The sequence below is a fragment of the Mesorhizobium sp. C089B genome, assembly GCF_030323125.1.
Classification (GTDB): Bacteria; Pseudomonadota; Alphaproteobacteria; order Rhizobiales; family Rhizobiaceae; genus Mesorhizobium.
Window position 1 is genome coordinate 198,195 of the sequence record NZ_CP100469.1, and the last position, 25,563, is coordinate 223,757.

27 protein-coding genes and 2 pseudogenes are annotated in these 25,563 nt (G+C 63.5%); 22 read left to right on the plus strand and 7 right to left on the minus strand.

What is annotated here, in order from left to right; all coding sequences use genetic code 11:
• Positions 1-24: 24 nt before the first annotated feature.
• The 9 genes and pseudogenes from pyrE (at position 25) to recO (ending at position 6,561) form a co-directional block, all read left to right on the plus strand.
• Positions 25-603, plus strand: a complete 579-nt coding sequence (pyrE, locus tag NLY44_RS00890; protein ID WP_023805698.1) for an orotate phosphoribosyltransferase — start codon at positions 25-27, stop codon at positions 601-603.
• Between the two features lie 11 nt (positions 604-614).
• A pseudogene (locus NLY44_RS00895) lies at positions 615-991 on the plus strand (VOC family protein).
• A gap of 264 nt (positions 992-1,255) precedes the next feature.
• On the plus strand, positions 1,256-1,840 hold the full coding sequence (locus NLY44_RS00900) for a DUF2062 domain-containing protein (protein WP_023670239.1): 585 nt from the start codon (positions 1,256-1,258) through the stop codon (positions 1,838-1,840).
• Positions 1,837-2,250, plus strand: coding sequence for a holo-ACP synthase (gene acpS / locus NLY44_RS00905; protein ID WP_023670240.1), 414 nt, complete (start codon positions 1,837-1,839; stop codon positions 2,248-2,250). Before NLY44_RS00900 ends, acpS begins: the two co-directional genes overlap by 4 nt.
• Before the next feature lie 90 nt (positions 2,251-2,340).
• Complete coding sequence (lepB, locus tag NLY44_RS00910; RefSeq protein WP_023805697.1) at positions 2,341-3,090, plus strand: signal peptidase I; 750 nt, start codon at positions 2,341-2,343, stop codon at positions 3,088-3,090.
• Complete coding sequence (gene rnc / locus NLY44_RS00915; protein ID WP_023684493.1) at positions 3,090-3,806, plus strand: ribonuclease III; 717 nt, start codon at positions 3,090-3,092, stop codon at positions 3,804-3,806. The genes lepB and rnc overlap by 1 nt, the downstream gene beginning before the upstream one ends.
• Positions 3,803-4,729 (plus strand): GTPase Era, encoded by a 927-nt coding sequence (gene era, locus NLY44_RS00920; protein WP_023670243.1) that lies wholly within the window; start codon positions 3,803-3,805, stop codon positions 4,727-4,729. The genes rnc and era overlap by 4 nt, the downstream gene beginning before the upstream one ends.
• A gap of 44 nt (positions 4,730-4,773) precedes the next feature.
• Positions 4,774-5,667 carry an aminoglycoside phosphotransferase family protein gene (locus NLY44_RS00925; RefSeq protein ID WP_023805696.1) on the plus strand — a complete coding sequence of 298 codons (894 nt, stop codon included), beginning with the start codon at positions 4,774-4,776 and terminating at the stop codon, positions 5,665-5,667.
• A 102-nt stretch (positions 5,668-5,769) separates the two neighbouring features.
• Positions 5,770-6,561, plus strand: coding sequence for a DNA repair protein RecO (recO, locus tag NLY44_RS00930; protein WP_023805695.1), 792 nt, complete (start codon positions 5,770-5,772; stop codon positions 6,559-6,561).
• A gap of 100 nt (positions 6,562-6,661) precedes the next feature.
• On the opposite strand, the gene NLY44_RS00935 is transcribed toward recO, so the two are convergent.
• Positions 6,662-7,126 (minus strand): NUDIX hydrolase, encoded by a 465-nt coding sequence (locus NLY44_RS00935; RefSeq protein WP_023670246.1) that lies wholly within the window; start codon positions 7,124-7,126, stop codon positions 6,662-6,664.
• 248 nt (positions 7,127-7,374) lie between these two features.
• Here NLY44_RS00935 and NLY44_RS00940 point away from each other — a divergent pair, with 248 nt between their 5' ends.
• From NLY44_RS00940 to NLY44_RS00975, 8 genes are all read left to right on the plus strand, one after another.
• Complete coding sequence (locus NLY44_RS00940) at positions 7,375-10,149, plus strand: DUF2339 domain-containing protein (RefSeq protein WP_023805694.1); 2,775 nt, start codon at positions 7,375-7,377, stop codon at positions 10,147-10,149.
• 47 nt (positions 10,150-10,196) lie between these two features.
• Positions 10,197-10,439 (plus strand): type II toxin-antitoxin system VapB family antitoxin, encoded by a 243-nt coding sequence (locus NLY44_RS00945; RefSeq protein ID WP_023670248.1) that lies wholly within the window; start codon positions 10,197-10,199, stop codon positions 10,437-10,439.
• Positions 10,439-10,855 (plus strand): type II toxin-antitoxin system VapC family toxin, encoded by a 417-nt coding sequence (locus NLY44_RS00950; RefSeq protein WP_023692861.1) that lies wholly within the window; start codon positions 10,439-10,441, stop codon positions 10,853-10,855. The genes NLY44_RS00945 and NLY44_RS00950 overlap by 1 nt, the downstream gene beginning before the upstream one ends.
• A 162-nt stretch (positions 10,856-11,017) precedes the next feature.
• The gene (locus NLY44_RS00955; protein ID WP_023692862.1) at positions 11,018-11,536 is read left to right on the plus strand and encodes an RNA polymerase sigma factor; all 519 of its coding nucleotides are present in this window, start codon (positions 11,018-11,020) and stop codon (positions 11,534-11,536) included.
• The gene (locus tag NLY44_RS00960) at positions 11,533-12,324 is read left to right on the plus strand and encodes an anti-sigma factor family protein (RefSeq protein WP_023687291.1); all 792 of its coding nucleotides are present in this window, start codon (positions 11,533-11,535) and stop codon (positions 12,322-12,324) included. The genes NLY44_RS00955 and NLY44_RS00960 overlap by 4 nt, the downstream gene beginning before the upstream one ends.
• A 159-nt stretch (positions 12,325-12,483) precedes the next feature.
• Positions 12,484-13,581, plus strand: a complete 1,098-nt coding sequence (locus tag NLY44_RS00965) for a peptidase C39 family protein (RefSeq protein ID WP_023692865.1) — start codon at positions 12,484-12,486, stop codon at positions 13,579-13,581.
• Between the two features lie 5 nt (positions 13,582-13,586).
• Entirely contained in the window at positions 13,587-15,050 is a 1,464-nt protein-coding gene (locus tag NLY44_RS00970; RefSeq protein WP_023692866.1) for a RimK family ATP-grasp domain-containing protein, read from the plus strand.
• Between the two features lie 38 nt (positions 15,051-15,088).
• Complete coding sequence (locus tag NLY44_RS00975) at positions 15,089-15,361, plus strand: DUF3303 domain-containing protein (protein WP_023670254.1); 273 nt, start codon at positions 15,089-15,091, stop codon at positions 15,359-15,361.
• Positions 15,362-15,374: 13 nt separating this feature from the next.
• On the opposite strand, the gene NLY44_RS00980 is transcribed toward NLY44_RS00975, so the two are convergent.
• Positions 15,375-16,274, minus strand: a complete 900-nt coding sequence (locus NLY44_RS00980; protein ID WP_023805693.1) for a LysR substrate-binding domain-containing protein — start codon at positions 16,272-16,274, stop codon at positions 15,375-15,377.
• A gap of 87 nt (positions 16,275-16,361) precedes the next feature.
• Here NLY44_RS00980 and NLY44_RS00985 point away from each other — a divergent pair, with 87 nt between their 5' ends.
• The gene (locus tag NLY44_RS00985; RefSeq protein WP_023743772.1) at positions 16,362-17,279 is read left to right on the plus strand and encodes a fatty acid desaturase family protein; all 918 of its coding nucleotides are present in this window, start codon (positions 16,362-16,364) and stop codon (positions 17,277-17,279) included.
• Positions 17,280-17,291: 12 nt separating this feature from the next.
• On the opposite strand, the gene NLY44_RS00990 is transcribed toward NLY44_RS00985, so the two are convergent.
• The gene (locus NLY44_RS00990) at positions 17,292-18,458 is read right to left on the minus strand and encodes an amidohydrolase (RefSeq protein ID WP_023805692.1); all 1,167 of its coding nucleotides are present in this window, start codon (positions 18,456-18,458) and stop codon (positions 17,292-17,294) included.
• 91 nt (positions 18,459-18,549) lie between these two features.
• Here NLY44_RS00990 and NLY44_RS00995 point away from each other — a divergent pair, with 91 nt between their 5' ends.
• Positions 18,550-19,398, plus strand: coding sequence for an AraC family transcriptional regulator (locus NLY44_RS00995; protein ID WP_031356081.1), 849 nt, complete (start codon positions 18,550-18,552; stop codon positions 19,396-19,398).
• On the opposite strand, the gene NLY44_RS01000 is transcribed toward NLY44_RS00995, so the two are convergent.
• From NLY44_RS01000 to ygfZ, 4 genes and pseudogenes are all read right to left on the minus strand, one after another.
• Positions 19,367-20,215 (minus strand): putative bifunctional diguanylate cyclase/phosphodiesterase, encoded by an 849-nt coding sequence (locus NLY44_RS01000; protein ID WP_353654476.1) that lies wholly within the window; start codon positions 20,213-20,215, stop codon positions 19,367-19,369. The two genes, NLY44_RS00995 and NLY44_RS01000, sit on opposite strands and share 32 nt — an antisense overlap.
• Positions 20,216-20,229: 14 nt before the next feature.
• Positions 20,230-21,498, minus strand: a pseudogene (locus NLY44_RS01005) (PAS-domain containing protein); the annotation flags it as partial.
• Positions 21,499-21,565: 67 nt separating this feature from the next.
• Positions 21,566-22,204: an HD domain-containing protein gene (locus tag NLY44_RS01010; protein ID WP_023670260.1), complete on the minus strand. Its 639-nt coding sequence runs from the start codon at positions 22,202-22,204 to the stop codon at positions 21,566-21,568.
• The gene (ygfZ, locus tag NLY44_RS01015; protein WP_023805689.1) at positions 22,204-23,064 is read right to left on the minus strand and encodes a CAF17-like 4Fe-4S cluster assembly/insertion protein YgfZ; all 861 of its coding nucleotides are present in this window, start codon (positions 23,062-23,064) and stop codon (positions 22,204-22,206) included. The genes NLY44_RS01010 and ygfZ overlap by 1 nt, the downstream gene beginning before the upstream one ends.
• An 81-nt stretch (positions 23,065-23,145) precedes the next feature.
• Here ygfZ and NLY44_RS01020 point away from each other — a divergent pair, with 81 nt between their 5' ends.
• The 3 genes from NLY44_RS01020 to NLY44_RS01030 all read left to right on the plus strand — a co-directional run bounded on the left by NLY44_RS01020 (position 23,146) and on the right by NLY44_RS01030 (position 25,550).
• The gene (locus tag NLY44_RS01020) at positions 23,146-24,477 is read left to right on the plus strand and encodes a dihydroorotase (protein ID WP_023709773.1); all 1,332 of its coding nucleotides are present in this window, start codon (positions 23,146-23,148) and stop codon (positions 24,475-24,477) included.
• A 54-nt stretch (positions 24,478-24,531) separates the two neighbouring features.
• Positions 24,532-24,759 carry a hypothetical protein gene (locus tag NLY44_RS01025; RefSeq protein ID WP_027049982.1) on the plus strand — a complete coding sequence of 76 codons (228 nt, stop codon included), beginning with the start codon at positions 24,532-24,534 and terminating at the stop codon, positions 24,757-24,759.
• Positions 24,760-24,821: 62 nt separating this feature from the next.
• The gene (locus NLY44_RS01030) at positions 24,822-25,550 is read left to right on the plus strand and encodes a nucleotidyl transferase AbiEii/AbiGii toxin family protein (RefSeq protein WP_023684480.1); all 729 of its coding nucleotides are present in this window, start codon (positions 24,822-24,824) and stop codon (positions 25,548-25,550) included.
• The last annotated feature ends 13 nt before the right edge of the window (positions 25,551-25,563 follow it).

Genomic DNA, 25,563 nt, shown 5'->3' on the forward strand with positions numbered 1-25,563 from the left:
TTCACCATGGACATGGGGCGAGTTATGAATACCGACGAAGTTCTGGGCATTTTCCGCGAGGCAGGCGCTGTTCTGGAGGGACATTTCATCCTGACGTCGGGTCTGCGCAGCCCGGTCTTCCTGCAGAAGGCGCGCGTCTTCATGCATGCCGACAAGACCGAGCGGCTTTGCAAGGCGCTGGCCGAAAAGATCCGCAAGGCGGTGCCGGGCAAGGTCGACTACGTCGTCGGCCCGGCGATCGGCGGCCTGATCCCGGCCTATGAGACGTCGCGCCATCTCGGTGTGCCAGCAATCTGGGTGGAGCGCGAAGGCGGCGAGTTCAGGCTGCGCCGCTTCGAGATCGCGCCGGGATCGCGCGTCGTCATCGTGGAGGACATCGTCACCACTGGTCTCTCGATCTGCGAAACCATCGACTGCCTGCGCACGATTGGCGCCGAGGTGGTGGCGGCGGCCTGCATCATCGACCGCTCGGCCGGCAAGACCAATGTCGGCGTGCCGCTGATCGCGCTTGCCGAATACGAGGTCCCGGCTTATCCCGCCGACCGCCTGCCGCCGGAACTTGCCGCCATTCCCGCCGTTAAGCCAGGAAGCCGCAACATCTAGGGGACATCACCATGATCGCCGGCATCGATCATTTCGTGCTGACGGTCCGCTCTGTGGAGGACAGCTGCGCCTTCTACCAGCGGGTGCTTGGCCTCAAGCGCCTCGACGAGCCGAACCGGCCGACGGCGTTGCTGTTCGGATCGCACTCAATCTGCATCAGGTGGGCCGCACCTTTGAGCCCAAGGCCAAGGTGCCGATGCCTGGCTCCGGCGATTTCTGCCTGGTCGCCGCAAGGCCGCTTGCCGAGATTTGCGCCCGTCTGGAAGCCAATGGCGTTGCCATCGAAGTCGGTCCGGTCGAGCGCATCGGCGCCCGCGGTAAGATGATGTCGGTCTATTTCCGCGATCCGGACAGCAATTTGGTCGAAGTCAGCGAATATCGGGAATAATCTATCCGCCTCGGCGTCGTCTCGCGCGGGCCTTGCCGTCGTCGGGGAGCTTTCATCGATATTGTCCTCAGTTTCGCCCCAATGGCGCTCTTGTTACCCGCCTGCGGCAGACCATCGCGGCGGCGTTTCATTGTTCCGCCGCAAGGCAGTCGCTATATCAAAGTCGGTGTTGCCTTTCTGCGCCCTCGAAGCGCAAGATGGAGCGACCGCGCCCGGCCAGGGATGGTTGCAATTTGGGCGTGATGAACCGGGAACTGGAACAGAGTGCTTTTTCGACGCCGAAAGCCTGATGGCATTCTGGAGCGGGTGCGTACCTATCTGTGGCCGCGCCGCTCGTTTTCGCGCTCGTTGCAATATTTCTCCAAGCGCATCCTGCGGCTGAAGGCGACACCGCATGCAGTGGCGGCCGGCGTCGCGGCCGGCGTTTTCGCCTCCTTCTTTCCGCTCGGCTTCCATTTCGCCGTCGCCGCCGTGCTCTGCTGGGTGGTCGCCGGCAATCTGGTGGCCGCCGCCCTCGGCGCGGTATTCTTCGGCAATCCGCTGACTTTCCCGCTGCTGTGGGGAGCGTCCTGGGAAGTCGGCAAGCTGATCCTGCATGAACGCCTGCCCAAGAACGGACCGCCTGCGCATCTTGGTGAGATGATGCACACGCTGTCGTTTGCAAAGCTGTGGCACCCGGTGCTCGAGCCGATGCTGATCGGCGCTGTGCCGCTCGGCCTGATCTTCGGGCTGATCTTCTACGGCATTACCCGCTGGGGGATGACAGCCTTTCGCGAGCAGCGCAGGAAGCGCATGGCAGAGCGGGCGCATAAGGCCGGGCACCGCGGACGGGAAGTTCCGGCGGAATGATCATCGGCATCGGCAGCGACCTGATCGACATCAGACGCATCGAAAAGTCGCTGGAACGGCATGGTCAGCGCTTCATCCAGCGCATCTACACCGAGGTCGAACAGGTCCGCTCGGAAGGCCGCAAGGGCCGCGCCGCCTCCTATGCCAAGCGCTTCGCCGCCAAGGAGGCCTGCGCCAAGGCGCTTGGCACCGGCCTGGCGCAGGGCGTGTTCTGGCGCGACATGGGGGTCGCCAACCTGCCCAGCGGCGCGCCGACGATGGCGCTGACCGGGGGAGCGGCGGCACGGCTGGCCAAAATCCTGCCACAGGGGCACAGAGCGGCGATCCACCTCACAATCACCGATGATTTCCCGCTTGCTCAAGCCTTTGTGATCATCGAGGCGTTGCCCGCCGAACAAGCGCCACATTGATTGCATCAGACGACCGCTATCTAACGCCGACTTGACGTTGCCCAGCGCGCGCCGAGACTCTATACCATCCAACGCACAATCGAGGACGACATGAGCGTGGCTGAAAAATCCGAGAAGAAATCCGGCGGGCTTGGCGAAATCGTCAGCGTCATCATCCAGGCTTTGCTGCTGGCCATGGTCATCCGCACCTTGCTGTTCCAGCCCTTCTCGATTCCGTCCGGCTCTATGCGGCCGACCTTGCTCGAAGGCGACTATCTGTTCGTCACCAAATGGTCCTACGGCTTCTCGCGCTATTCGCTGCCATTCGGCCCCGACATCCTTTCCGGCCGCATCTGGGGTTCCGATCCGAAGCGCGGCGACGTGGTGGTCTTCAAGTTCCCGCCGGATCCGTCGCTCGACTACATCAAGCGCGTCGTCGGCCTGCCCGGCGACAAGATCCAGATGAAGGACGGCCAATTGTTCATCAACGGCCAGGGCGTGCCTCGTGTGAAAACCGGCCAGATCCAAAATCCTGATATCACGGAAGTGCCTGAGCCGGTCGACGTCTATCGCGAGACCCTGCCCAACGGCGTCAGCTACGACACGCTCGACCTGACACCGAATTCGATCACCGACAACACCCGCGAGTTCGTCGTGCCCCCCGGCAACTATTTCATGATGGGCGACAACCGCGACAACTCCTCCGACAGCCGCCTCAGCGTCGGCTACGTGCCGGCGGAGAACCTTGTCGGCCGCGCCAACATCGTCTTCTTCTCGATCGCCGGGAAGGCGAGCCCGCTCGAGATCTGGAAATGGCCGTCGCTGGTGCGCCTGTCGCGCCTGTTCCATTTCGTGAATTGATGGCTTTGAAGCGCCCGACGGGTGAAACTCTGGCCGATTTGGTGACAGCCAAAACCGGCCATTCCTTCCGGGACGTCCGTTTGCTCGAGACCGCGCTGACCCATTCCAGCGCGGTCAAGGCAAGCAGCAACAACCAGCGCCTCGAATTCCTTGGCGACCGCGTGCTCGGCCTGATCGTTGCCGACCTGCTTTTTGAAAAGTTTCCTGAGGCGCCGGAAGGTGAAATCGCCCCGCGCTTCAATGCCCTGGTCGATGCGCGGACATGCTCCGAGATCGGCATTGAAATGCAGCTCGAAGATCTGGTTCGGGCCGACGCTGCCTTGAAGGCGCGCTCGCGTGGCTCGGGCGGAAACTATCTGGCGGATGCAGTCGAAGCGCTGATCGCGGCGGTCTATATCGATGGCGGCCTCGATGCGGCAAGGCAATTCGTCCTGCGTTACTGGGAGCCGCGCTCGCAAAAGGTGGTGGCCAAGCCGCCCAATCCGAAATCCGACCTGCAGGAATGGATCGCCAAGACCAGCGATGTCAGGCCCGAATACGCGATCGAGAAACGAGAAGGACCTGAACATCAACCGGTTTTCACGGTGTCCGTGAAGGTCGGCGGTTTTGCGCCGGCAAGCGGCACGGGCGGCTCTCGCCGCGCAGCCGAAGAAGCGGCGGCATCGGCGTTTCTTACGCGCGAAGGCATCTGGGCCAACCAAGGGAGTGCGGCATGACCGGCAGCGAAGATCTCCCTCCGGCAGCGGAGGCCACGCATTCCGGCTTCGTTGCCCTGATTGGGGCGCCCAATGCCGGCAAGTCGACGCTGGTCAACCAACTGGTCGGCGCCAAGGTGTCGATCGTCACCCACAAGGTACAGACCACCCGCGCCATCGTGCGCGGCATCGCCACGCATGACAACGCGCAGATCGTCTTTGTCGATACGCCCGGCATCTTCAAGCCGAAGCGCCGGCTCGACACCGCGATGGTGACCACAGCCTGGGGTGGCGCCAAGGACGCCGATATCGTGCTGCTGCTGATCGATGCCGAGCGCGGCATCAGGGGTGACGCCGACGCCATCCTCGAGCGGCTGAAGGACGTCCGCCAGCCGATGGTGCTGATCCTCAACAAGGTCGACCGGGTCAAGCACGAGGCGCTGCTGGCCCTGGCTGCGGCAGCAAACGAAAAGGTGCCGTTCAAGCGCACCTTCATGGTCTCGGCGCTGACCGGCTCCGGCTGCAAGGATTTGCTCGACTATCTCGCGCAAGCGCTGCCGGTCGGCCCCTGGTACTATCCGGAAGACCAGATCTCGGACCTGCCGATGCGCCAACTGGCCGCCGAGATCACCCGCGAGAAGCTGTATCTGCGGCTGCATCAGGAGTTGCCCTATTCCTCGCACATCGAGACCGAGAAATGGGAAGAGAAACCGGACGGCTCGGTGCGCATCGACCAGACCATCTATGTCGAGCGCGACAGCCAGAAGAAGATCGTGCTCGGCCACAAGGGCGAGACCATCCGCGCCATCGGCCAGTCGGCGCGCATGGAGATAGCCGGCATTCTCGAGCAGAAAGTGCACCTGTTCTTGTTCGTCAAAGTGCGTGAAAACTGGGGCGACGACCCCGAGCGCTACCGTGAGATGGGGCTTGAGTTTCCCCATTGAGCTTCATCGTCTAGAAGTGCCGCCCGGCAGTTTGAGACGATGACATGCCTGATCCAAAACCGACCATCGATACCGATCTCGTGCGCCGGCTGGTCAACGCGCAGTTTCCGCAATGGCGGCATCTGCCGGTGAGCCCGGTGACGTTTGGCGGTTGGGACAACCGAACCTTCCACCTCGGCAATGATATGACTCTGCGGCTGCCGAGTGCCGCACCATATGCCTTGCAGGTCGAAAAAGAGCACCGCTGGCTGCCCAGGCTGGCGCCGCTTCTGCCGCTGCCGATCCCGGTTCCACTGACGATGGGCGAGCCCGGGGAGGGCTACCCCTGGCATTGGTCCGTCTACCGCTGGATCGACGGCGAAACAGCCAAGACCGCCGAAATCGCCGATCGCCCACAGTTCGCGGTCGATCTGGCCAAGTTCCTCATTGCGCTCCGGCGGATCGATCCGGCGGGCGGGCCGCCCGCGGGCCAGCACAATTTCTTCCGCGGCGGATCGCCGAGCGTGTATGACAACCAGACAAGGGAAGCACTCCAGGCGCTGGAGGGGCAGATCGACACCCAGGCGGCCACCGCTGTCTGGGATGCGGCCCTTGCCGCCACCTGGCAAGGGTCGCCCGTCTGGTTTCACGGCGACGTCGCCTGGGGCAACCTTCTGGTCCAAAACGGCCGTTTGAGCGCCATCATCGACTTCGGCACCTCAGGCATCGGCGATCCCTCTTGCGACCTGGCGATCGCCTGGACGTTCTTCCAGGGCGAGAGCCGGGAGGCGTTCCGCGCCGCCATCGACGTCGATGAAGCGACCTGGGCGCGCGGCCGCGGCTGGACGCTGTGGAAGGCGCTGATCACGGTTGCCGGACACGACGCCAACCAAGCCGAAGCCGAGCGATCGCGCCGCGTCATCGACGACGTCCTGGCCGATCACCGGGAATTCGCGTGATCAGAGCCTTTCGACGATGTGTGGGGATCCAATGTCAGCACAGATCGCACGCGGCGCGCCAAAATCTTGATTTAGCCACGCAACCGGTGACAAGCTCCTGCCATGGAATGGCGCGACGAGGGAATCATACTCGGCACCCGCAAGCATGGCGAAACCAGCGCCATTCTCGAGGTAATGACGCGTGCGCATGGCCGCCATCTCGGCCTGGTGCGCGGCGGGCGCTCGCGCAAGCAGCAGCCGGTGCTGCAGCCCGGCAACCGCGTCGACCTTTTGTGGCGGGCACGCCTCGACGAGCATCTCGGCACCTTCCAGGCCGAGGCGATCGAGATGAATGCCGCCCGGTTGATGGACAGCGCAGTCGCCGTCTACGGCCTGCAGACCATGGTCGCGCATCTCAGGCTCCTGCCGGAGCGCGACGCCCATGGCGGCCTGTATGAGACGCTTGCCGTGATGATCGCCCATCTGGACGATTCGGATGCCGCCGGGGAACTGGTGGCGCGCTTCGAACTGCTCATCCTCGACGAACTCGGCTTCGGCCTCGATCTCAGCCAGTGCGCGGCGACCGGCGCCAGGCAGGATCTGGCCTACGTCTCGCCGAAATCCGGCCGTGCGGTGTCGCGAGCCGCCGGTGCGCCGTGGCGCGACAAGATGCTGGCGCTGCCGGCCTTCCTGCAGCGCGGCTCCGGCTTGCGGGCGGACCACGCGGCACTCGAGGACGCCTTCCATTTGACCGGTTTCTTTTTCACCCGCCATGTCTACGAGCCGCGCGGCATCGAACAGCCCGATGCCCGTGCCGGCTTCCTCGCCGCCTTGCGCAAGCATCATTCGGGCGGCAAGGCCGCCCTTACGGCAGACGCTGCGCCAGAAGGGGGAGGGAGACTCGGTGGGTGCTGACCTCCGCAAACCGTCCAGGTTCACACCAAAAGCTGCATGCGGCAGCATTCCCTCCCCTTGTGGGGAGGGTTAGGGTGGGGGTACTCATAGGGCAAGAGCCTCAGCCGGCTTTGCGATGCTCCATGAAATCATCGAGGATGGCGCGCTGACCGCCGAGGATCTTGAGGCTGGCCTCGGCGAAGGAAAACCAGCCGGCCCTGTCGATTTCGGGAAATTCCCTCGTCACGCCTGACCTGGGCGGCCATTCCATCGTGAACATGTTGCTTTTAACGGCATCGGGATCGAAATCGGCTTCGACACTCCAGGCGATGACGATCTTGCCGCCGGCTTGCCGATAGCTGCCGACAGGTTCGAAATCGCCATCGATGCTGACTCCGAGTTCTTCCCCAGCCTCGCGCCGGGCGGCGGCCAACTCATCTTCATTGTCCTCGACGAGGCCCTTGGGGATCGACCAAGCGCCTTCATCCTTCCTTGCCCAGAACGGGCCGCCGGGATGGACGAGCAGAAATTCGAGAATGCCGGCCCTTGTCCGGTGGATCAGCAGCCCTGCACTTCGTTTCGGCATTCGATTTCCTCGTAGTTCATCCGAGGATAGCATGGCTCCTGGGCAAGTGGCGGCGGCATGCCATTCCTGGCTATCTCAGATGATGGGTGAGGATAAAGACCGTAGGCCGCTGGAATTTGCCGACGAAACATGCTCGATAACTTCTTTTCGGCCACCATTGCGGTGGCGTGACTTGAATAGCCGTCTGGGGTGGCCGTGTGGCCGCCGCAATTGTCAGTGAAAAACTGGCCTGGTTTGGGGGAACCGCCATGTTTGAAAGCCTGATTGGCGCCGTCGTCGTTATCGTGCTTTTTGTCCTCGTCTTGCGCCAGCAGGGCCGCGTCAGTCTGATCGAGCGCGAGCTCGGAGCGCTGCGCAGCCTGGTTCTGTCCGGAGTGCATGCGACACCGCCCGTTGCCAAACCGGCCGAGCAGGCTGCAAGCGCACCGGCGGATGCCGCTCACGCTAGCGCACCAGTTGCCGACATAGCTTCGCCAACAACAGCAGACGCGGCACATGCCCAGGCCCCGGCCGCCGAAGCCGATGCGGCCACCAGCGAGGCCGTGCCAGAACTGTCGGCCGCGGCCAAGGCGGCATTCACCGGATCCGCGCCTGCCGCCACGGCGAAGGCAGCCCGCCAGTCAGAGGTCGAAACGGCGCTCGGCACCCGTTGGGCGGTCTGGGTCGGCGGCGTCGCGCTGGCCCTGGGCGGCCTGTTCCTGATCCGCTACACCATCGAGGCCGGCATTTTCGGCCCTGAAGTGCGGCTGTCCCTGGCGGCGCTGCTCGGCCTGGTGCTGATCGGCGGCGGCGAGTTCATCCGCCGCACCGGCTTCAAGGTGCCGGTGCAAGGGGCTGCAGGCGCCTATATTCCGGCGATCCTGACGGCTGCCGGCGCCTTCATCCTGTTCGGTACGGTCTATGCCGCGCATGCCATTTACGGTTTCGTCGGGCCGGCCTTCGCCTTCACCGTGCTCGGCGCCATCGGCGTGGCGACCATTGTCGCCGCCCTCGTCCACGGCCAGGCCCTGGCCGGCATCGGTCTCGTCGGCTCGATGGCGACGCCGGCGCTTGTGTCCTCGCAGGCGCCCAACCCATGGGCGCTGTTCGTCTACCTGGCGATCGTGCTTGCCGCTACAGCCGTGATCGCCCGCATTCGCGACTGGAAATTCCTGATTGCGGCGGCCTTCTTCGGCACCGGCGCCTGGACCATCGTCTACATGATGAGCACGCTAGTCGCCGACCTTGCCGTCATCCTGTTCATCGACGCGGTGACGCTGGCGGTGCTTGCCTTTGTCTGGCTGGGCACACGTGACAGCGAAGCGGAGACGGCGAAGACCGGCTTCGACTGGCCCTCGATCGTGCCAGGCGTTTTCGTTGCGTTTTCAGCGCTAGGCCTGTCCGTCGACACGACGCTGGTCGCCGCCGGTGGCGCCTTGCCGGGCGCCTTCGTCCTCGTCGCCCTTGTCGCCACCGCACTCTACCGGCCGCGCGCGCTGCCGCTGCTGCATGCCGCCGGCGTGGTGAGCGTGATGATCCATCTCGGCATCATTCCGCCCACCACCATCGGCTCCGACATAACCCAGGGGAATATCGGCTTTGACGGCATGCCGGTGGCGGCCGGAAATCCGTTGACGCTGCGCATCGGCATTGCCCTCGGCCTGGTTTTCATCGGCGCCGGCTTCTGGGCCGCACGCCGCTTCGCCGCCTCAGCACGGGTCCGCGCGGCATGCTGGGCGGCATGGGGCGTCGCTGCGCCGCTGCTTATTCTGCTGACGCTGTGGCTCGCCTACGGCAATCTCGACCGCGACCTTGTCTACGCAGCGATAGCTGCCCTTCTGGTCGTCGTCTTCGCCGCCGGCGGCGAATGGATTGCGCGCGCCGAACAGCCGCCGCTCAAGGGCGACGTCGCCGTCTCCTTCGCGCTTTGCGGCTCGGCTCTGGCCGGGCTCCTGATGCTGCACATGGCCTTCGGTTCCGGCTGGACCACGTTGCTTGCCGGCGTTGCCGCCATCGTGCCGGCGCTGGCGACGCGTTGGCGTTCTTATCCGGTGCTGGGCTGGATTTCGGTCGGCGCGGTCGTCGCCGTGCTCGGCCGCGTCGCCTTCGATCCGACCATCGTCGGCGCCGAGTTCCTGACGACGACGCGGGTGTTCAACTGGCTGCTGCCGGGATACGGCGTACCGGCGTTAGCCTTCGGCTTTGCCGCCTGGCAACTCGCGCGTACCACCCCCGCACTACCAACAACTGGTAATGGCCGGCCGCGCCTAGCGATGGAGGCGGGTGCAGCCCTGTTTGCGCTGCTCACCGTCGCCATGCTGGTGCGCCACGCCATGCATGGCGGCGTCATCGACACCGGCCCGGTGACGCTCGCCGAACAGGCGATCTATACGCTGATCGCCATCGGCGCCGGCGCGATACTGGTGGCCATCGACATGCGCTCGCCAAGCTCTGTGCTGCGCTACGGCTCGATGGCTGCCGGCGTGCTCTCGGTCGCCTTCATCATCCTCCAGCATTTCCTGGTGCTCAATCCGCTGTTCACCGACGAATCGACCGGCCAGATCCCGGTGTTCAACCTCTTGTTCCTGGCTTATCTCCTGCCGGCCATCGCTGTCGGCGGGCTGGCGCTCTATGCCAGGGACAAGCGGCCGCCATGGTATGCGCAGATGCTGGCGGTGGTGGCGGCATTGCTTGTCTTCGCCTACGCCACACTGTCGGTCAGGCGCGTGTTCAAGGGCGAGTTCATCGGCCTGTGGAGCGGCCTCGGCCAGCTCGAGACCTACACCTATTCGGCGCTCTGGCTGGTCATTGGCGTCGTGCTGCTCACCGCCGGCGTCTGGCTGAAGTCGCAGGTGCCGCGCATCGCCTCGGCGGCGCTGATCGCGATTGCCGTGGTAAAAGTCTTCCTGTTCGACATGTCGGAACTGGAAGGCGTGCTCAGGGCGCTGTCCTTCATCGGTCTTGGCGCCGTGCTGATCGGCATCGGCCTGTTCTACCAGCGGCTGCTGACGCGGGCGGCGAGGGAGGCCAACGCTGCAACTTGAAGTGATATACGAGATGGAATATATGAATATCCAACGGAGGATATTCGATGCCGCTCTATATCCGCGACGACGAAGTGGATGCGCTGGCCAGCAGATTGCAACGCGAGACGAACGCTCCGAGCAAAACGGAGGCGGTGCGGGTCGCGCTCGTGCACGAACTTGAGCGCAATCGGGCGAAGGTGCCGCTGCGCGATCGGATCGCCAGTCTTCAGGACAGGGCCAGGAAGCTTGGCCTGCCCAATCCCGATTTCGATATGAAGAAGTTCACCGACGAGATGTGGGAAGACTGATGTTTGTCGACGCGTCGGTGATCGTCGCCATTCTCAACCAGGAACCTGGGTGGGAGGAATTGCTGAAGCAGCTATCCGGTTTTTCCGGGCAGGTCTGGGTTTCTCCGTTGGTTCACTTCGAAGCAACACAGGCATTGGCAAGGGCCGGCGCCGGCCCGCGCAGACCCAGCGCTGAAGCCCTTCTCCATGCCCGCGATCTGATCGATGAGTTCATTGTGGAGATCATGGGAGAGAGTCTGGCCATTGACGACAACATCGGCTCTCGGGCCATTGACGCGAGCGCCCGTTACGGCAAAGCCGTTGGCCACAAGGCGGATCTGAATCTCGGGGACTGTTTTGCTTACGCCTGCGCGAAAAGCCGCGATCTTCCACTGCTGTACAAAGGCCATGATTTCGCACTGACCGATTTAGGATAATTCGGCCCTTTTGTTGATTGCGGGGAATAATTTAGCAGATCAACTCGTTATCTCACTGCTTGGGTGACCGGGGCGGCAGACCGCTTCGCGCTGGCCGCTAGCGCCGCGCCGGGAAGGCGCGTTCAATCGGGTTAAACAAGGGCGACCTCAGAACCAGCGGTCATGGACGAAAAGAAGGCAGCAATCCTTGGCGAAATACCGCGCCTGCGCCGCTACGCACGCTCGCTTCTGCGCGACCGCGAATCCGCTGACGATCTCGTCCAGGATTGCCTCGAACGAGCGCTCTTGCGGCTTGAAAGCTGGCAGACAGGAGAAAGCCCCCGGAGGTGGCTGTTTACGATCATGCATCATTTGTTCATCGATCAGATGCGCAAGGTGAACCGGCGCGGTGAGGCGGCGATCCTGCCGCTCGACGCAAACGAGGCGCAGACAGTCCCCGCCGAGCAGGCGGAGAACGCCGCCTCGCGCGAGATCATCGACGCATTGCAGGCGATCAGCCCCGACCGCCGCGCCGCCCTCGTCATGGTCGCCATCGAAGGGTTTTCCTATGCCGAAGCCGCCAACATTCTCGGCGTGCCCGCCGGCACGCTGATGTCGCGCATAGCGCGCGGACGCGAGGAGCTGCGCAGCCTGCTCGATGACACGGCGCGCCGCCGCTCGATAAGGATCGTCGAGAAATGACCCGCCGCGATTTTTCCGAACGCGATATCCACATGGCTCTCGACGGCGAGCTGCCGGGCGACGAGCGCGCCGCCTACGACGCCTGGATCGACGCCAATCCCGAAATGAAGGCGAAAAGCGCCCGCTACACCGCCGACCGCGCCGCGTTGCGCGCCGCCTTTGCCGGTGTGCTCGACGAGCCCGTGCCGGTGCTGTTCAAGCAGATCGTTAGCGGTGAAGGCGCGACCAAAGCGGCGGCGCGGCAGTCGCGCTGGTGGCTTGCGGCCGCGGCGGCCGCAGTGCTCGTCATCGGCGGTCTTGGCGGCTATTTTGCCGGCATCGACGGCATCGGCAGGGAAGATGGCGCCGATGACCAACTGGCCGAAGAGGCGATCGCCGCCCATGTCATCTATGCCGCCGAACAGCGCCATGCGGTGGAAGTGCCGGCAAGCGACAAGGATCACCTGCAGACCTGGCTGTCCAACCGCGTCGGCCTGAAACTGGTGGCGCCGGATCTGGTGGCGGAAGGCTTCCAGCTGGTTGGCGGCCGGCTGCTGCCCGCCGGCCAGGGCAAGGCAGCGATGCTGCTTTACGAAGACGCCAAGGGTCAGCGCATCTCCTTGTTCGTTACCGCTGATTCCTCAGCCAAGTCCAAGGGCACCTACATGGCCGACGCCGACGGTCCCGAGGCGGTCTACTGGCTGGACAAGGGCTATGCCTGCGCCGTCGTCGGCTCGCTGCCGCGAGAGCAGCTGGCTGCGGTCGCCAAGCGCGCCTACGGTCAGCTTCTGGCGGGTATCGCCAGTTAAGCGCATTCCGTTTCGGGAATGCGCCTGGGTAGAAAGTGTCACAATTCGGCCCTATTCGAAGTGCGATAGCGCTTGATGGATATCGGCGTTTCGGCTGATGTTTGCGACGTTTTTGACCGCGGCCTTTTCCTCCACCCAATCGAGGTTTTCCAAACCCGCATGCCTGCCGAGATTCGCAAGGCCCGCGCGTCCGACGTCGATGACCTCGCCGCCATCGAGAAGGCGGTCTTTTCCAGTGACCGCATTTCCCGGCGCTCCTTCCGCTTGTTGATCGAACGCGAGACAGCCGAGATGCTGGTCGCCGAAAGCGATGGTCGTGTCGCCGGCTACGCCATCGTGCTGTTTCGCAAGGGCAGCGGCGTCGCCCGGCTCTATTCGCTTGCCACCAGCCCGTTTTTCAGCGGCCGCGGCATTGGCCGCATGCTGCTTGCAGCGGCCGAAGAAGCTGCCTTCGAGCATGACCGCATGATGTTGCGTCTCGAAGTGCGCGAGGACAATCTTCGCGCCATTGGCATCTATGAGCAGAGCGGCTACCGCAAGATCGGTCGCGAGCCTCACTATTACGAGGATGGCGCCACCGCGCTGCGCTACGAAAAGACCTTGCGCGGCGATATTCCGGTCGCCACCAAAGTCCCGTTCTACCAGCAGACCTGCGAGTTCACCTGCGGTCCATGCTGCCTGATGATGGCGATGGCCAATTTCGATTCCGGCTTCGTGCCCGATCCGGTCATGGAAATCCGCCTATGGCGCGAGGCAACGACCGTGTTCATGATGTCCGGCCCGGGCGGCTGCGAGCCCTTCGGCCTTGCGGTTTCCGGCTACGAAAGCGGGCTTGCGGCGGAAATCTTCGTGTCCTTCTATGGCGCGCTGTTCTTGCAATCGGTGCGCAGCGACGACAAGCGCCGGGTGATGGAACTTGCCCAGGTGGACTTTCGCCGCCGCGCGGAACTTTACGGCATCCCGGTGAATTACCGTCCATTCACCATCGACGATATCCGCGGCGCCCTGGCTCAGGGAAAACTGGTGCTGGTGCTGATCAGCGGCTTCCTGATGTTCGGCAAGAAGGTGCCGCATTGGGTGCTGGCTATCGGCGACGATGGCGACCACATCCTGATCCACGATCCCTGGGTCGAGGACGAAAGACAGGAGACCATCCTCGATGCCGCCAACATTCCCGTGCCGCACGGCATCTTCATGAACATGGCGCAATTTGGCCGCGACGGACTGCGTGCTGCCATCACTCTTGGGAAACGCTGATAACAATGACCTGGGTCATCCTCACCGGCCGTCAGAACGATCTCGACCCGGCGGCGACGCCGCACAAGATCATCACCAACCGTGACTATCTTGCGCATCCGGCGCTGTTTCGCGGCCAGCAGCCGAAGGTCATCAACCTGTCGAACAATTACGCCTACCAGAGCCGCGGCTATTATGCCTCTCTGCTCGCCGGTTCGCGCGGCCACAAGGTCATCCCGACGGTCGAGACGATGATCGACCTGTCCGAGCGCAAGCTCTACGAGCACGCGCTGCCGGAACTGGAGCTGGCGCTCAACAAATGTCGCAAGGATCTCGGTGGCGTATTCCCGCAAAAAATCTGCATCTTCTTCGGCATCGGACCGTCGAAGGTCTGGGACCGCTTCGCCAAGCTGTTGTTCGACTGGTTCCGCGCTCCGGCGCTTGAGGTTCACATCAAGGACAGCGCCGAATGGGCTTCGATCCGCAAGATCGGCTTCCTGCCGCTGGCCAGGATGGCCGAGGAGGAAGAAGCCCTCTTCGTGCAGGCGCTCGAGACGTACACCAACCGCGAGTGGCGCGACACCAAGGGCCGCACGCCGGCACGCTACACCTTCGCCACGCTGGTCGATCCGCATGAGGAACTGCCGCCGTCGGAGATTTCCTCGCTGCGTTACTGGGCCAAGATCGCCGAAAAGATGGGCGTCGAAATCGAGCCGATCACCAGGAAGGACCTGGCCAAGCTCGCCAATTACGACGCGCTGTTCATCCGCGAGACCACCTCGATCTCAAACCACACCTACCGCTTCGCGCGCCGCGCCCAGCAGGAAGGCATGCCGGTGATCGACGACCCGCTGTCGATGATCCGCTGCACCAACAAGGTCTATCTCAACGAACTGATGGCCTACAACAAGGTGCCGGTGCCGCCGACGGTGATGATAGCCGGCACCTCGGACCTCGAACTGGCGGCGCAGACGCTGGGCTTTCCGCTGGTGCTGAAGATCCCGGATTCATCGTTCTCGCGCGGCGTCAAGAAATGCGGCAACTTCGAAGAACTGAAGACGCTCGCCACCGAGTGGCTGGAGGATTCCGATCTCCTGATCGCGCAGAAATTCATCCCGACCGAATATGACTGGCGCGTCGGCGTGCTCGGCGGGCAGCCGCTGTTTGCCGTGCATTATCTGATGGCGAAAAAACACTGGCAGATCGTCAACCACAAGGCCAGCGGCAAGCCCGACCAGGGCGGCATCAAGACCTTCACGCTGAAAGAGACGCCGCCGCATGTCGTCGACACCGCGGTGAAGGCGGCGCGCTGCATCGGCGACGGGCTTTACGGCGTCGATCTCAAGGAAACCAAGGATGGCGTCTTCGTCATCGAGGTCAACGACAACCCGAACCTCGACCATGGCTGGGAGGATTCCGGCGAAAAGGACGAAGTCTGGGTGCGGCTGACGCAATGGTTCCTGGAGCGGCTGGACCGTCCCGGGCGTTAGTTTGCGGTCCCGGGCGGTAATTCAACCGAGGGGGAAAAATGCAGTTCATCGTCATCGAGGATTTCACCGGCTGCGACCGCAAGGAGATCTACCGCCGTTTCGGCGAGCGCGGCCGATTGAAGCCGGACGCGCTTGTCGTGCACCACTCCTGGATCGCGGCTGATATGAGCCGCTGCTTCCTTTTGGTCGAAGCCGATGACGTCACGCTGCTGCAGCGCTGGGTCATCGAATGGTCTGACCTGGTGGAGTTCGAGATCATTCCCGTGGCGACGAACAAGGACATGGTCGCCGCACTGGCCGGCCATCTCTGAGCAGTTCGGTCCATCAGCCGAGCACCGGCGAACCCACCGACCGCCGGCATTCCTCAATCAGCCAATTGCGAAACGCCGCCACCAGGTCGCGCCTTGCACTGCGTTCCGGGATCGTCAGGCAATATGGCTGACGCAGCGCGATCGATAGAGCATTAGCCCGGACCAAACGGCCCTCTTCCAGCGCCCCGGCGCAATAAATGCCTTGCGCCAGCGCCACGCCCAGCCCTGAAATGGCAAGGTCGAGCGCTGCCCGCGACGAGTTCGCCGACAGGCCGCGCTGCACTGCGCGGCCGGGTTCTATGCCCGCCGCCTCGAACCAGGTGCGCCAAGACGGAAACGACGCGCCGGTCGGTCCCCAGTCGGTGTGAATCAGTGGCAGGCCGGCGAGGCTGTCGGTTTTGGCGGTGAGTTCTGGCGCGCAGACGGGGTAGACGGCGTCCCTGACAATGTCTTCGGTCGGGTGTTCACGATAGTGCGGGCCGAAGGACAGCCGGATGTCGATCAGTTCGCGGTCGAACGGCACCGGATCGTCATCGCCGCGCAGGGATATGTCGACGGCGCCGTGGCTGGCCACAAAGCCGGCGAGACGTTCGGAAAGCCAGCCCATCGCCATGGACGGCGGCACCGATACGACAAGCCGCGGGCGGAAGGCATCGCTGCCACGCGCGATGCTGCCGATCTCCCGAAAAGCCAGGGTCAGCCGGGGCAGCATCTCGACGCCGGCTTCCGTCAGCACCACGCGGCGGTTGACGCGATGGAACAGTTTTCGACCCATCTGCTCCTCGACGGTGCGAATGAGCTGGCTGACCGCAGCCGCCGAGATCGAGAGCTCATCCGCCGCTGCGGCGAAACTCCCCGAGCGCGCCGCCGCCTCGAAGGCTTGAAGTCCTCTCAGGGAAGGAAGCGCGGTCATTGGGTGATCCGATAGGTAAGGTCAGCTTATCTGTGTCGCAGAAATCCTCGTCTTTCGAAAGCTTTCTTATTCGAGTAGCTTGGCGCCATGACCGTATCGGCCCAGTTTGAACCCAGAGACCATCGCGACGTCATCGCGTTCCTGACCAATGAGCAGCGCAGCCGCCTGACCGGCAAGTCGGACGGGCCGGGTCTGGTCCAACTCGCCTTCCATCTCGGCGCGATTGTGGCTATCGGCGGGCTGATTGCGGCCAAGGTGTCGTACTGGCCGCTGTTGATGTTGCCGCAAGGCATTCTTATCGTCTTCCTGTTCACGCTGCTGCATGAGACGGTGCACAGGACGGCGTTCGAGACGCAGTGGCTCAACGATGCCGCCGCAAGGGTCTGCAGCCTGGCGATCGCGCTGCCCGCCGACTGGTTTCGCTATTTCCACTTCGCCCATCACCGTTTCACCCAGGATCCCGAGAACGATCCGGAACTCGCCTTCCCGAAACCGGAGACGATGCGGCAATACATCGTCCACGTCTCGGGCCTGCCGGTGTGGTGGGGGCATTTGCAGACACTCTACACCAACGCGATTGGCGGCTGCCACGACAGCTACGTGCCGCCGAAAGGCCTGCCCAAGGTGCGCACTGAAGCCCGCGCCATGATCGCTTTCTATGTCGTGGTCGCCGCGCTAGCCCTGTGGTTCGAGGCAAGTGTACTGCTCTATGTCTGGATCGTGCCGGCGCTGCTCGGCCAGCCCTTCCTCAGGCTCTATCTGCTGGCCGAGCATGGCCGCTGCCCGCTTGTCGCCAACATGCTGGAAAACACCCGCACCACGCTGACCAACTGGCTGGTGCGCAAAGTCGCCTGGAACATGCCGTATCACGCCGAGCACCACGCCAATCCCGGCGTGCCCTTCCATCAGCTGCCGGCCTTCCACCAGCTGATCGAGCGCCATCTCAAAGTCGTCGAACCCGGCTATGTCAGCTTCCACGAGAAATACGTCGAGACCTTGCGCTGAGGCGCTCGGCCGTCAGCGTAGCGTCTGCTCAACGAGCGTGACGAAATAGCGGAGCACGGTGGGGACGATGGCGTCGTTGAAGACATAGCGATCGCCGTGCAGCCCTTCGCCCAGTCTGACCGCTCCTGCGCCGACCCAGGCATAGCAGCCGCCGGCTTCGCGGACCATGTAGGCAAAATCCTCGCAGCCGAGGCTCGGGTTGAATGCGGTCTCCACCTGCTCGCGGCCGACAACCGCGGTTGCCGCCTGGACGGCCCGGTCAGTGGCAGCCGACGTGTTGACCAGCGGCGGGTAGCCTTTCTTGTAGGCGAGCTTGGCGGTGAGTGCATGCGCCGAGGCAATGCCTTGCGCGATGTCGCCGATCAGCCTTTCGCAATGGTCCGACAAAGTGGGCTCGAAGAAGCGGCAGGTTCCCTGCAGCCAGACCTTGCCCGGCACGATGTTGCCGACATTGCCGCCATGGATCTGGGTGATCGAAACGACCAGCGCCATTTGCGGGTCGACCGAACGGCTGACGATGCGCTGCACGGCTTGAACGAAGGCGCCGGCCGCGAGCACGGGATCGTCGCCTAGCTGCGGCATGGCGGCATGCGCGCCGGTCCCTTCGAAGGTCAGTTCGAAAGTGTCGACGGCCGCCATCATCGACCCGGCACGGGCCGCGATCTTTCCGAGCGGCAGCCCCGGCCAGTTGTGGACGGCGTAGACGGCTTCCACGGGGAAGCGCTCGAACAGTCCGTCCTCGATCATCCGCATGGCGCCGCCTTCATTTTCTTCCGCCGGCTGGAAGATGAAACAGACGGTGCCGTCGAAGGCTCTGTTGTCGGCGAGCAGCTTGGCGGCGCCGAGCAGCATCGCGATGTGCCCGTCGTGGCCGCAGGCATGCATCACGCCGTCTTTCTTCGACGCATATGGCAATCCTGTCTTCTCCAGCACGGGCAAGGCATCGAGTTCGGCCCGAAGCCCGATGGCGCGCACGCCTGGTCGTCCTCTGAGGACGCCAACCACGCCGGTGCCGCCTTTGCCTTCATGAACCTCGTCGAGCCCGAAGGTGCGCAGCTTGTCGGCGACGAAGCGCGCGGTGTCATACTCTTGGAAACCGAGTTCGGGGTTGGCGTGGATGTGATGCCGCCATTCCACCACCTGCGGGGTGAGGGCGGCGATGGGGTCGTTGTGCAGCATTGCGCTCTCCTTGCCGGCTATCGTAAATTCGGCCTTGTCGATGCCAGCACGTAAAGGATTTGCGCCGGCAGCGTCTTGAACAGGATTGACCGTGTCTGGAATTCAACAGCCTCAGGAGACGACGCAGTTCTGGCGTCATCCGCGCTTTCGCGATCTTGGCATGCTCAAGGCGCGCTTCACGCGGCATCGCTACCAGCTGCACACGCACCCGACCTATGTCGTCGCCCTGATCACGCAAGGGTGCGAGCGGGTCCGCATCGGCAACGAGACTGTCCTCGCGCCGTCGGGCACGGTTCTGCTCGTCAATCCGGAGATATGGCATGACGGCGAGGCGGGTGCCGACCAGGGTTGGGCTTACCGCACCTTCTATCCGTCGGCCTCGCTCATGGGTGCGATCGCGGACGAACTCGGGCAGGATCGCCCGCCGTTGTTTTCGCAAGCGATCGTCGATGATGCCGATCTCGTCCAGGCAGTAGGCGTCGCGCACTTGGCTTCGACATCGGGTGATGCCACGAGCGCCGAAACATCCATGCTGATCGCCTTGCGCAAGCTCGTCCTGCGCCATGGCGATTGGGGCGGCCGGCGGCGCGAGGCGGTCGAAAGCTTCGGATCGAAAAGCCGGCTCCGGGTCTATGAACAGGTCATCGAAGACCATCTGAACTCGGGCCTCGATTTGCAGCGGCTCGCTGAAGCCGCAGGCGTGACGCGCTTTCAAGTTATCCGCGATTTCAGGAAAGTGCTGGGTCTCACCCCTGCTGCCTTCATCCGTGACCGCAGGCTGCGCCGTGCCGATCTGCTGATCCGGCAAGGTTCAGATCTCGCCGGTGCCGCCTTTGCGGCCGGCTTCTCCGACCAAAGCCATCTCTCGCGCACCTTCCGCGCCGCGCATGGAATGACGCCGGGGATGTTCAGGCGCGCCGGGACGCTGCCCTCGTCTTGAGAAGTCGAGCCATGTCGGCGGCCTTTGACGGCATGCCGATCAGAAAGCCCTGCGCCTCGACGCAGCCAGCCTTGCGCAATATGTCGAGCTGCGCTTCGGTCTCGACGCCTTCGGCGGTGACGGTGATGCCAAGTTCGGCACCAAGCCCGATGATCGTGCGCACGATCGCCGCCGTGTCCTTGTTGTCGATATCGTGGATGAAGGAGCGGTCGATCTTGATCTTGTCGACGGGAAAACGCCTGAGATAGCCGAGCGACGAATAGCCGGTGCCGAAATCGTCGAGCGCGATGCGGATACCGAGTTCGCGCAGCTGCCTCAGCGTCTTCAGCACCCTCTCGCTCTCATCCATCAGCACGGTCTCGGTGATCTCCAGTTCGAGCCGGCTGGCCGGCACACCGGAAACGGCCAGCGCCGAAATCACGCTGCGGGCAAAGTCGGCGCTTCTGATCTGCACTGCCGAGACATTGACGGCGATGCGCATTCCAGGCGGCCAGCCGGCGGCCACGCTGCAGGCCTGTTTCAGCGCCCATTCGCCCAGCGGAACGATCAGCCCGCTGTCTTCGGCGGCTGCGATGAAATCGTCGGGCGCCACCAGGCCGCGCGTCGGTGAATTCCACCGCATCAACGCTTCGGCGCCGACGATCTTGCCCGACGCGATGTTGGTGATCGGCTGGAACTCCAGCACGAACTCCCGCCGTTTCAGTGCCGTCTCGAGATCGGTTTCGAGCGCCAGGCGCGCCCGCACCAAGGCATCCATGCCGGGCTCGAAAAAGCGGTAGACGTTGCGGCCTTCGCTCTTGCCGCTGTAAAGCGCCATGTCGGCGTTCTTCAAAAGCGTGTCGGCGTCCTTGCCGTCACCGGGATACAGCGCGATGCCAAGGCTGATGCCGACATGCATGTCGCGGCCCTTGTCGCGAAACGGCTGGCTGACGACAGCGACGATGCGTTTTGCCAGTTGTTCCGCATCGGTGGCGCCTTTGGGATTGAACTGCAGGATGGCGAACTCGTCGCCACCGAGGCGGGCGACCACATCGGTGTCGCTGCGCAGGCTGTGCCGCAACCGCTCCGCCACGCATTTCAGCAGCCAGTCACCGGCCGGGTGTCCCAGGTGTCGTTGACGGCCTTGAAGCGATCGAGGTCGAGCGAGAAGATCGCCAACGGTGTATCGCCGGCCATCGCCTGGTCGAGCCGTTCGCGAAACATCGAGCGGTTGGGCAGGTCGGTCAGCGTGTCGTAATGGGCAAGGTGGCTCATGCGCTCTTCGGCGCGCCGGCGCTCGGTGATGTCTTCGAAGGTCGCCACCCAGCCGCCACCGGTAAGCGGCCGGCGCGCAACCAGCAGCGTTCGGCCATCGGCAAGGCTGCGGTCGGTCGAACGCTCCTCACCGGCCTGCAGGCTGGCTCTGGTGTTGGCGATCTCGCCGTCGATGTCCATCGACGGATAGATGCGCAGTCGCACCATCTGTTCGAGCAGGGCGCGCTGGCTCACGCCGAGCGGGAAGTCGTCAGGCGTGACCTTGTAGAGGTCGAGGAAGCGCTGGTTGCGCACGATCAGCGTGCCTTCGGCGTCGTACATCAACAGGCCTTGCGACATGTTGGCGAGCGCCGCATCGAAGCGGCGGTGCTGCTCCTTCAGTTCCTGCTCGGCCCGCCTTTGCTCCGTAATGTCCTCATAGATCGACACCCAGCCGCCTGAGGCCAGCGGCCGGTGCGTGATGGAAACGATGCGTCCGTCCGACAGTATTTCTTCGTAGGTCGAGGCTTGCGCGCGCTCGATATAGGGCTTGCGGATGGCATACAGGTCTTCGGCGCTCTGTGAGGCGACACCGATGTCGACGCTGTGCTTTAGAATGTCCAGGAACGCGATGCCGGGCCGCACGATCTTCGCGTCGAGGGAGAAGATGCTGATATAGTTGCCGTTGCAGATGATCATCCGCTCGTCGGCGTCGAACATGCACAGCCCGTGCGACATATTCTCGACGGCCGCCGAAAAGCGCTCGTTCTGGTGGCGCAGTTCGTCGGCGATCTGCCGTGGCGCGGCGACGCCTCCGGCTCCCCGTCTGCGGACGGGCGAACCACCCTTGACGTGCGCAACGGACATGAGGCGTGCCTGCTGACCGTGATCGAAACCCGGTACTGTGGTTACCGCTGGTTAATTTAGCGTATGTTCACTGCGCCGAATGCACGGCAACCGTTGCCTGGCGTTGCTTTTCAAGCGTTGCGTAGCGTTTGAGGAAGGCAGCTTGCGCCGAGGTTACCGAGTGCGGCTTAAAGTCGAAGCGGTCGGCATTGAACCCGCGCGGCCGGCCGAAGAACTCGGTTGCTTCTGCGGTCGAGAAACCGGCAAGCAGCGTCGCCTCGTAATAGGCGGCGATCTGGTCGGCGCGCTTGATCTCCTTGCGCAAGCCGACGCCGAGTTCGGGCGGCAGCGAAAAGCGCTGATGGATGGCGCGCTGGAGACGCAGCTCACACTCCTTGTAGGAGCCGCCCATTACCGATTTGAACGGCGAGATCATGTCGCCGATGACATATTCCGGCGCGTCATGCAGCAGTGCTGCCAACTGAGCGTTGGCCGAGGCGTCCGGCTGCAACTCGCTGAACAGCGCCTCGACTAGCAGGGAATGCTGGGCGACCGAAAAGGCGTGATCGCCGCGGGTCTGCCCGTTCCAGCGGGCAACGCGGGCAAGCCCGTGGGCGATGTCTGAGATTTCGATGTCGAGCGGCGAGGGATCGAGCAGGTCGAGCCGCCGCCCCGACAGCATGCGCTGCCACGCGCGCGGTGGCGCTCCGACGCGATCGGCAGCCATCAGGCGTCCTCCGCGCCGATGGCTTCCCTGGGAAAGCTGAACTTCGCCCAGGACGGGATGGCGAGCGAGACGGTGACATCACCGGCCAGTACCGGCTGGCCAGCGTCGAGCGCCGCCTTGACCCGGTCGATGCGGGCAATGGCGAGTCCGGCCGTGCCCGCGATGGAACCGAGCGTGCCGACCGGCCGCCCCGCAACCGTCAGCTCCGAGCCCGGCGCGGGCAAGGCATGGTCGGCCGAAACGATCAGCACGCGCCGCCTGGCGGTGCCGCGATGCTGCATGCGCGAGACCACTTCCTGGCCGACATAGCAGCCTTTCTTGAAGCCGACGCCGCCGGTCTCGTCGAGCAGCACGTCGTGAGGGAAGGCATCGCCGAGCTGATAATCGGGACCGCTTTCGGCAATGCCGTTGGCGATGCGGAGCGTCTGCCATGCAGCCGGATCGCCACCTACGGATGCGCCGCCATAGGAACGGCTCACAACCACATCGCGGAAGCGGGCATCGGCAAGTGTCGTTGAATCAGAAGGTGAGGCGCTTGAATCATCGCCCCACGCAACCGTCACAAGCACTTGATCCTGCTTCGCGATCTCGGCCTTGGCGCGCAGCTTGTAAAGCATCAGCCGGCGCAGGAAGTCGTCTGCGACGTCGGCACGGCAATCCAGCCGGAATCCGTCCTCGCCGCTACGCGAGATCAGGAAATCAAACAGGATCTTGCCTTGCGGCGAAAGCAGCGCACCGGGTTTTGCCGCACCGGCGCCCAGCGTGTCGAGGTCGGTGGTGAGGATGTTCTGCAAAAAATGCTCGGCCTCCGGGCCTGACACAGAAATGAGAGCGCGGTCTTTGAGCAGGGCAAAAGGCATGGGCGGCAAAGAACCTGATCTTGCAAAACGGTCGGCCTTTACGTAAGCCGACGATACTCCCCCGCAAGAGACCGAACGCCCATGGCCACCACCTACGACCTCATCCTGACTGGCGGCACGGTGGTCAACCATGATGGCGAGGGCGCGGGCGATGTCGGCGTCAAGGGTGGTCGCATCGTCGCAATGGGCGATCTTCGCCAAGCTTCGGCCGGCGAAGCGATCGACTGTCGCGGGCTGCACGTCCTGCCAGGCGTCGTCGACAGTCAGGTGCATTTTCGCGAGCCGGGGCTGGAGCACAAGGAAGATCTGGAGACGGGCTCGCGCGCGGCTGTGCTGGGCGGGGTCACCGCCGTCTTCGAAATGCCCAACACCAATCCGCTGACCACCAGCGAGGCGGCGCTTGCCGACAAGGTGCGCCGCGCCACCAGCCGGATGCATTGCGACTTCGCCTTCTGGGTTGGCGGCACGCGCGAGAATGCCGATGATGTCGGTGAGCTCGAGCGGCTGCCGGGTGCTGCCGGGATAAAGGTGTTCATGGGCTCGTCCACCGGCGACCTGCTGGTCGAGGACGACGAGGGTGTCGCATCGATCCTGCGCAACACCCGCCGCCGTGCCGCCTTTCACTCGGAGGACGAGTTCCGGCTGCGCGAGCGCCTGGGCCTGCGCGTCGAGGGCGACCCGTCATCGCATCCCGTCTGGCGCGACGAGATCGCGGCGCTTCGCTGTACCGAGCGGCTGGTGCGCATCGCGCGAAACACCCGCGCCCGCATCCATGTGCTGCATATCTCCACTGCCGAGGAAATCATCTTCCTCCAACAGCACAAGGATGTCGCCACCTGCGAGGCGACGCCGCACCATTTGACACTCGCCGCCGACGACTATGCGCGGCTGGGCACGCTGATCCAGATGAATCCCCCGGTTCGCGCGGCCCGCCATCGCGACGGCGTCTGGCACGGCATTGCGCAAGGCATCATTGACGTGCTGGGCTCCGATCACGCCCCGCACACGCCGGCCGAGAAGGCAAAGCCCTATCCGGCCTCGCCGTCCGGCATGACCGGGGTGCAGACGCTGGTGCCGATCATGCTCGACCATGTCAATTCAGGCCTGCTGACCCTGCAGCGCTTCGTCGACCTCTCCAGCCACGGCCCGCAGCGCATCTTCGGCATGGCCAGGAAAGGCCGCATCGCCGCCGGCTACGATGCCGATTTCACCATTGTCGACCTCCAGCGGCGCGAGACCATCACCAATGCGCAAGCCGGCTCCAGGGCCGGCTGGACGCCCTATGACGGCAAGGAAGTCACCGGCTGGCCGATCGGCACCATCGTGCGCGGTCGTCGCGTGATGTGGGAAGGCGAGATCGTCACGCCCGGGCAGGGCAGGCCGGTAGAGTTTTCCGAGGCGCTGCCGGCTTAGCGGTTTCTTGCTGCGTTGGATTTTTTAAGCGCTATCCACTACGTTAAGGGCATTATGAACGCAGATATCGCGCCCATGATTGTCCCTGCGGAGTTTCCGGAGCTCCAGGCGCTCGCCTGGAACCGCGATGCGGCACGCCCGATTCCGGCCGAAGAGGCATTTGCGCTGTATGAGCGTAATTGGCGGTTTGTCGATCAAAAGCGTCTTACTGTGCGTGAGAAGATGCTTATCCAAAGTTTGGCAGACAAATTCGGTCACGGCGTGCTCTTGACCGCCGGCTGATTTCCCTCACCTGATCGTTCCTCGCAGCCGGAATATCAACAGGACACACCGCGAGCGTCATGATGGAATTCAAGAGGCCCGAGCACCAGATCATTGCCGAAGCGCTCGGGTTGATGGATCGCCATTTCCTGACCGCAAACCAGTGCTGGTTCGGCGGTGGCACTGCGATCGTTATGAAATTCGGGGAATATCGCCGCTCACTGGATGTGGACTTCCTGTGTGCCGACAGTGATGGCTATCGCGAATTGCGGACCTCCGCAGCCGAACGTGGCGTCAGAGCATTCTTTCCTGAGCCGGTCGAGGCTGTTCGGGACTTCCAGATCGATCAATATGGCTTGCGGACGATCGTGCGGTTGAAAGGCCAAACGATCAAGTTTGAAGTCATCCGCGAAGGCCGCATAAAACTGCGAGGCCATTTCGACGACGATCTGAATGTATCCGCCCTGGTCCCGGCGGATATGTTTGCCGAGAAGTTGCTGGCGAACGCGGATCGATGTCAGGACCGTGCAATTGCATATCGCGATGCCATCGATCTTGGAGTGCTGGTTGGCATCTATAAGGAAATCCCGAGCGACGCTGTTGGCAAGGCGAAGGCGGCCTATGGCGTGGATATCGAGCGCAAGGTGGCTTGGGTGGTAAACAGGCTGCGGGACAAGGAAGAATTGCGGCATGCCGCCGAGGTGCTGCAAATGGATCCCAACGCGGCGGTCGAAGCGATTTCGGCCCTTCGAAATGAAGGTATCCGCATATGGCCTGACACAGGCCTCGAGCTTTCTAGCCCTAGCCAGTAGCCATCCCAGGGGA

What these genes read in the sequence shown, in the direction of transcription:
- pyrE (WP_023805698.1), top strand. Translation starts at nt 25, where the DNA reads ATGAATACCGACGAAGTTCTGGGCATTTTCCGCGAGGCAGGCGCTGTT.
- acpS (WP_023670240.1), top strand. Translation starts at nt 1,837, where the DNA reads ATGATCATCGGCATCGGCAGCGACCTGATCGACATCAGACGCATCGAA.
- lepB (WP_023805697.1), top strand. Translation starts at nt 2,341, where the DNA reads ATGAGCGTGGCTGAAAAATCCGAGAAGAAATCCGGCGGGCTTGGCGAA.
- rnc (WP_023684493.1), top strand. Translation starts at nt 3,090, where the DNA reads ATGGCTTTGAAGCGCCCGACGGGTGAAACTCTGGCCGATTTGGTGACA.
- era (WP_023670243.1), top strand. Translation starts at nt 3,803, where the DNA reads ATGACCGGCAGCGAAGATCTCCCTCCGGCAGCGGAGGCCACGCATTCC.
- NLY44_RS00925 (WP_023805696.1), top strand. Translation starts at nt 4,774, where the DNA reads ATGCCTGATCCAAAACCGACCATCGATACCGATCTCGTGCGCCGGCTG.
- recO (WP_023805695.1), top strand. Translation starts at nt 5,770, where the DNA reads ATGGAATGGCGCGACGAGGGAATCATACTCGGCACCCGCAAGCATGGC.
- NLY44_RS00935 (WP_023670246.1), bottom strand. Translation starts at nt 7,126, where the DNA reads ATGCCGAAACGAAGTGCAGGGCTGCTGATCCACCGGACAAGGGCCGGC.
- NLY44_RS00940 (WP_023805694.1), top strand. Translation starts at nt 7,375, where the DNA reads ATGTTTGAAAGCCTGATTGGCGCCGTCGTCGTTATCGTGCTTTTTGTC.
- NLY44_RS00945 (WP_023670248.1), top strand. Translation starts at nt 10,197, where the DNA reads ATGCCGCTCTATATCCGCGACGACGAAGTGGATGCGCTGGCCAGCAGA.
- NLY44_RS00950 (WP_023692861.1), top strand. Translation starts at nt 10,439, where the DNA reads ATGTTTGTCGACGCGTCGGTGATCGTCGCCATTCTCAACCAGGAACCT.
- NLY44_RS00955 (WP_023692862.1), top strand. Translation starts at nt 11,018, where the DNA reads ATGGACGAAAAGAAGGCAGCAATCCTTGGCGAAATACCGCGCCTGCGC.
- NLY44_RS00960 (WP_023687291.1), top strand. Translation starts at nt 11,533, where the DNA reads ATGACCCGCCGCGATTTTTCCGAACGCGATATCCACATGGCTCTCGAC.
- NLY44_RS00965 (WP_023692865.1), top strand. Translation starts at nt 12,484, where the DNA reads ATGCCTGCCGAGATTCGCAAGGCCCGCGCGTCCGACGTCGATGACCTC.
- NLY44_RS00970 (WP_023692866.1), top strand. Translation starts at nt 13,587, where the DNA reads ATGACCTGGGTCATCCTCACCGGCCGTCAGAACGATCTCGACCCGGCG.
- NLY44_RS00975 (WP_023670254.1), top strand. Translation starts at nt 15,089, where the DNA reads ATGCAGTTCATCGTCATCGAGGATTTCACCGGCTGCGACCGCAAGGAG.
- NLY44_RS00980 (WP_023805693.1), bottom strand. Translation starts at nt 16,274, where the DNA reads ATGACCGCGCTTCCTTCCCTGAGAGGACTTCAAGCCTTCGAGGCGGCG.
- NLY44_RS00985 (WP_023743772.1), top strand. Translation starts at nt 16,362, where the DNA reads ATGACCGTATCGGCCCAGTTTGAACCCAGAGACCATCGCGACGTCATC.
- NLY44_RS00990 (WP_023805692.1), bottom strand. Translation starts at nt 18,458, where the DNA reads ATGCTGCACAACGACCCCATCGCCGCCCTCACCCCGCAGGTGGTGGAA.
- NLY44_RS01000 (WP_353654476.1), bottom strand. Translation starts at nt 20,215, where the DNA reads ATGGCGCTTTACAGCGGCAAGAGCGAAGGCCGCAACGTCTACCGCTTT.
- NLY44_RS01010 (WP_023670260.1), bottom strand. Translation starts at nt 22,204, where the DNA reads ATGGCTGCCGATCGCGTCGGAGCGCCACCGCGCGCGTGGCAGCGCATG.
- ygfZ (WP_023805689.1), bottom strand. Translation starts at nt 23,064, where the DNA reads ATGCCTTTTGCCCTGCTCAAAGACCGCGCTCTCATTTCTGTGTCAGGC.
- NLY44_RS01020 (WP_023709773.1), top strand. Translation starts at nt 23,146, where the DNA reads ATGGCCACCACCTACGACCTCATCCTGACTGGCGGCACGGTGGTCAAC.
- NLY44_RS01025 (WP_027049982.1), top strand. Translation starts at nt 24,532, where the DNA reads ATGAACGCAGATATCGCGCCCATGATTGTCCCTGCGGAGTTTCCGGAG.
- NLY44_RS01030 (WP_023684480.1), top strand. Translation starts at nt 24,822, where the DNA reads ATGGAATTCAAGAGGCCCGAGCACCAGATCATTGCCGAAGCGCTCGGG.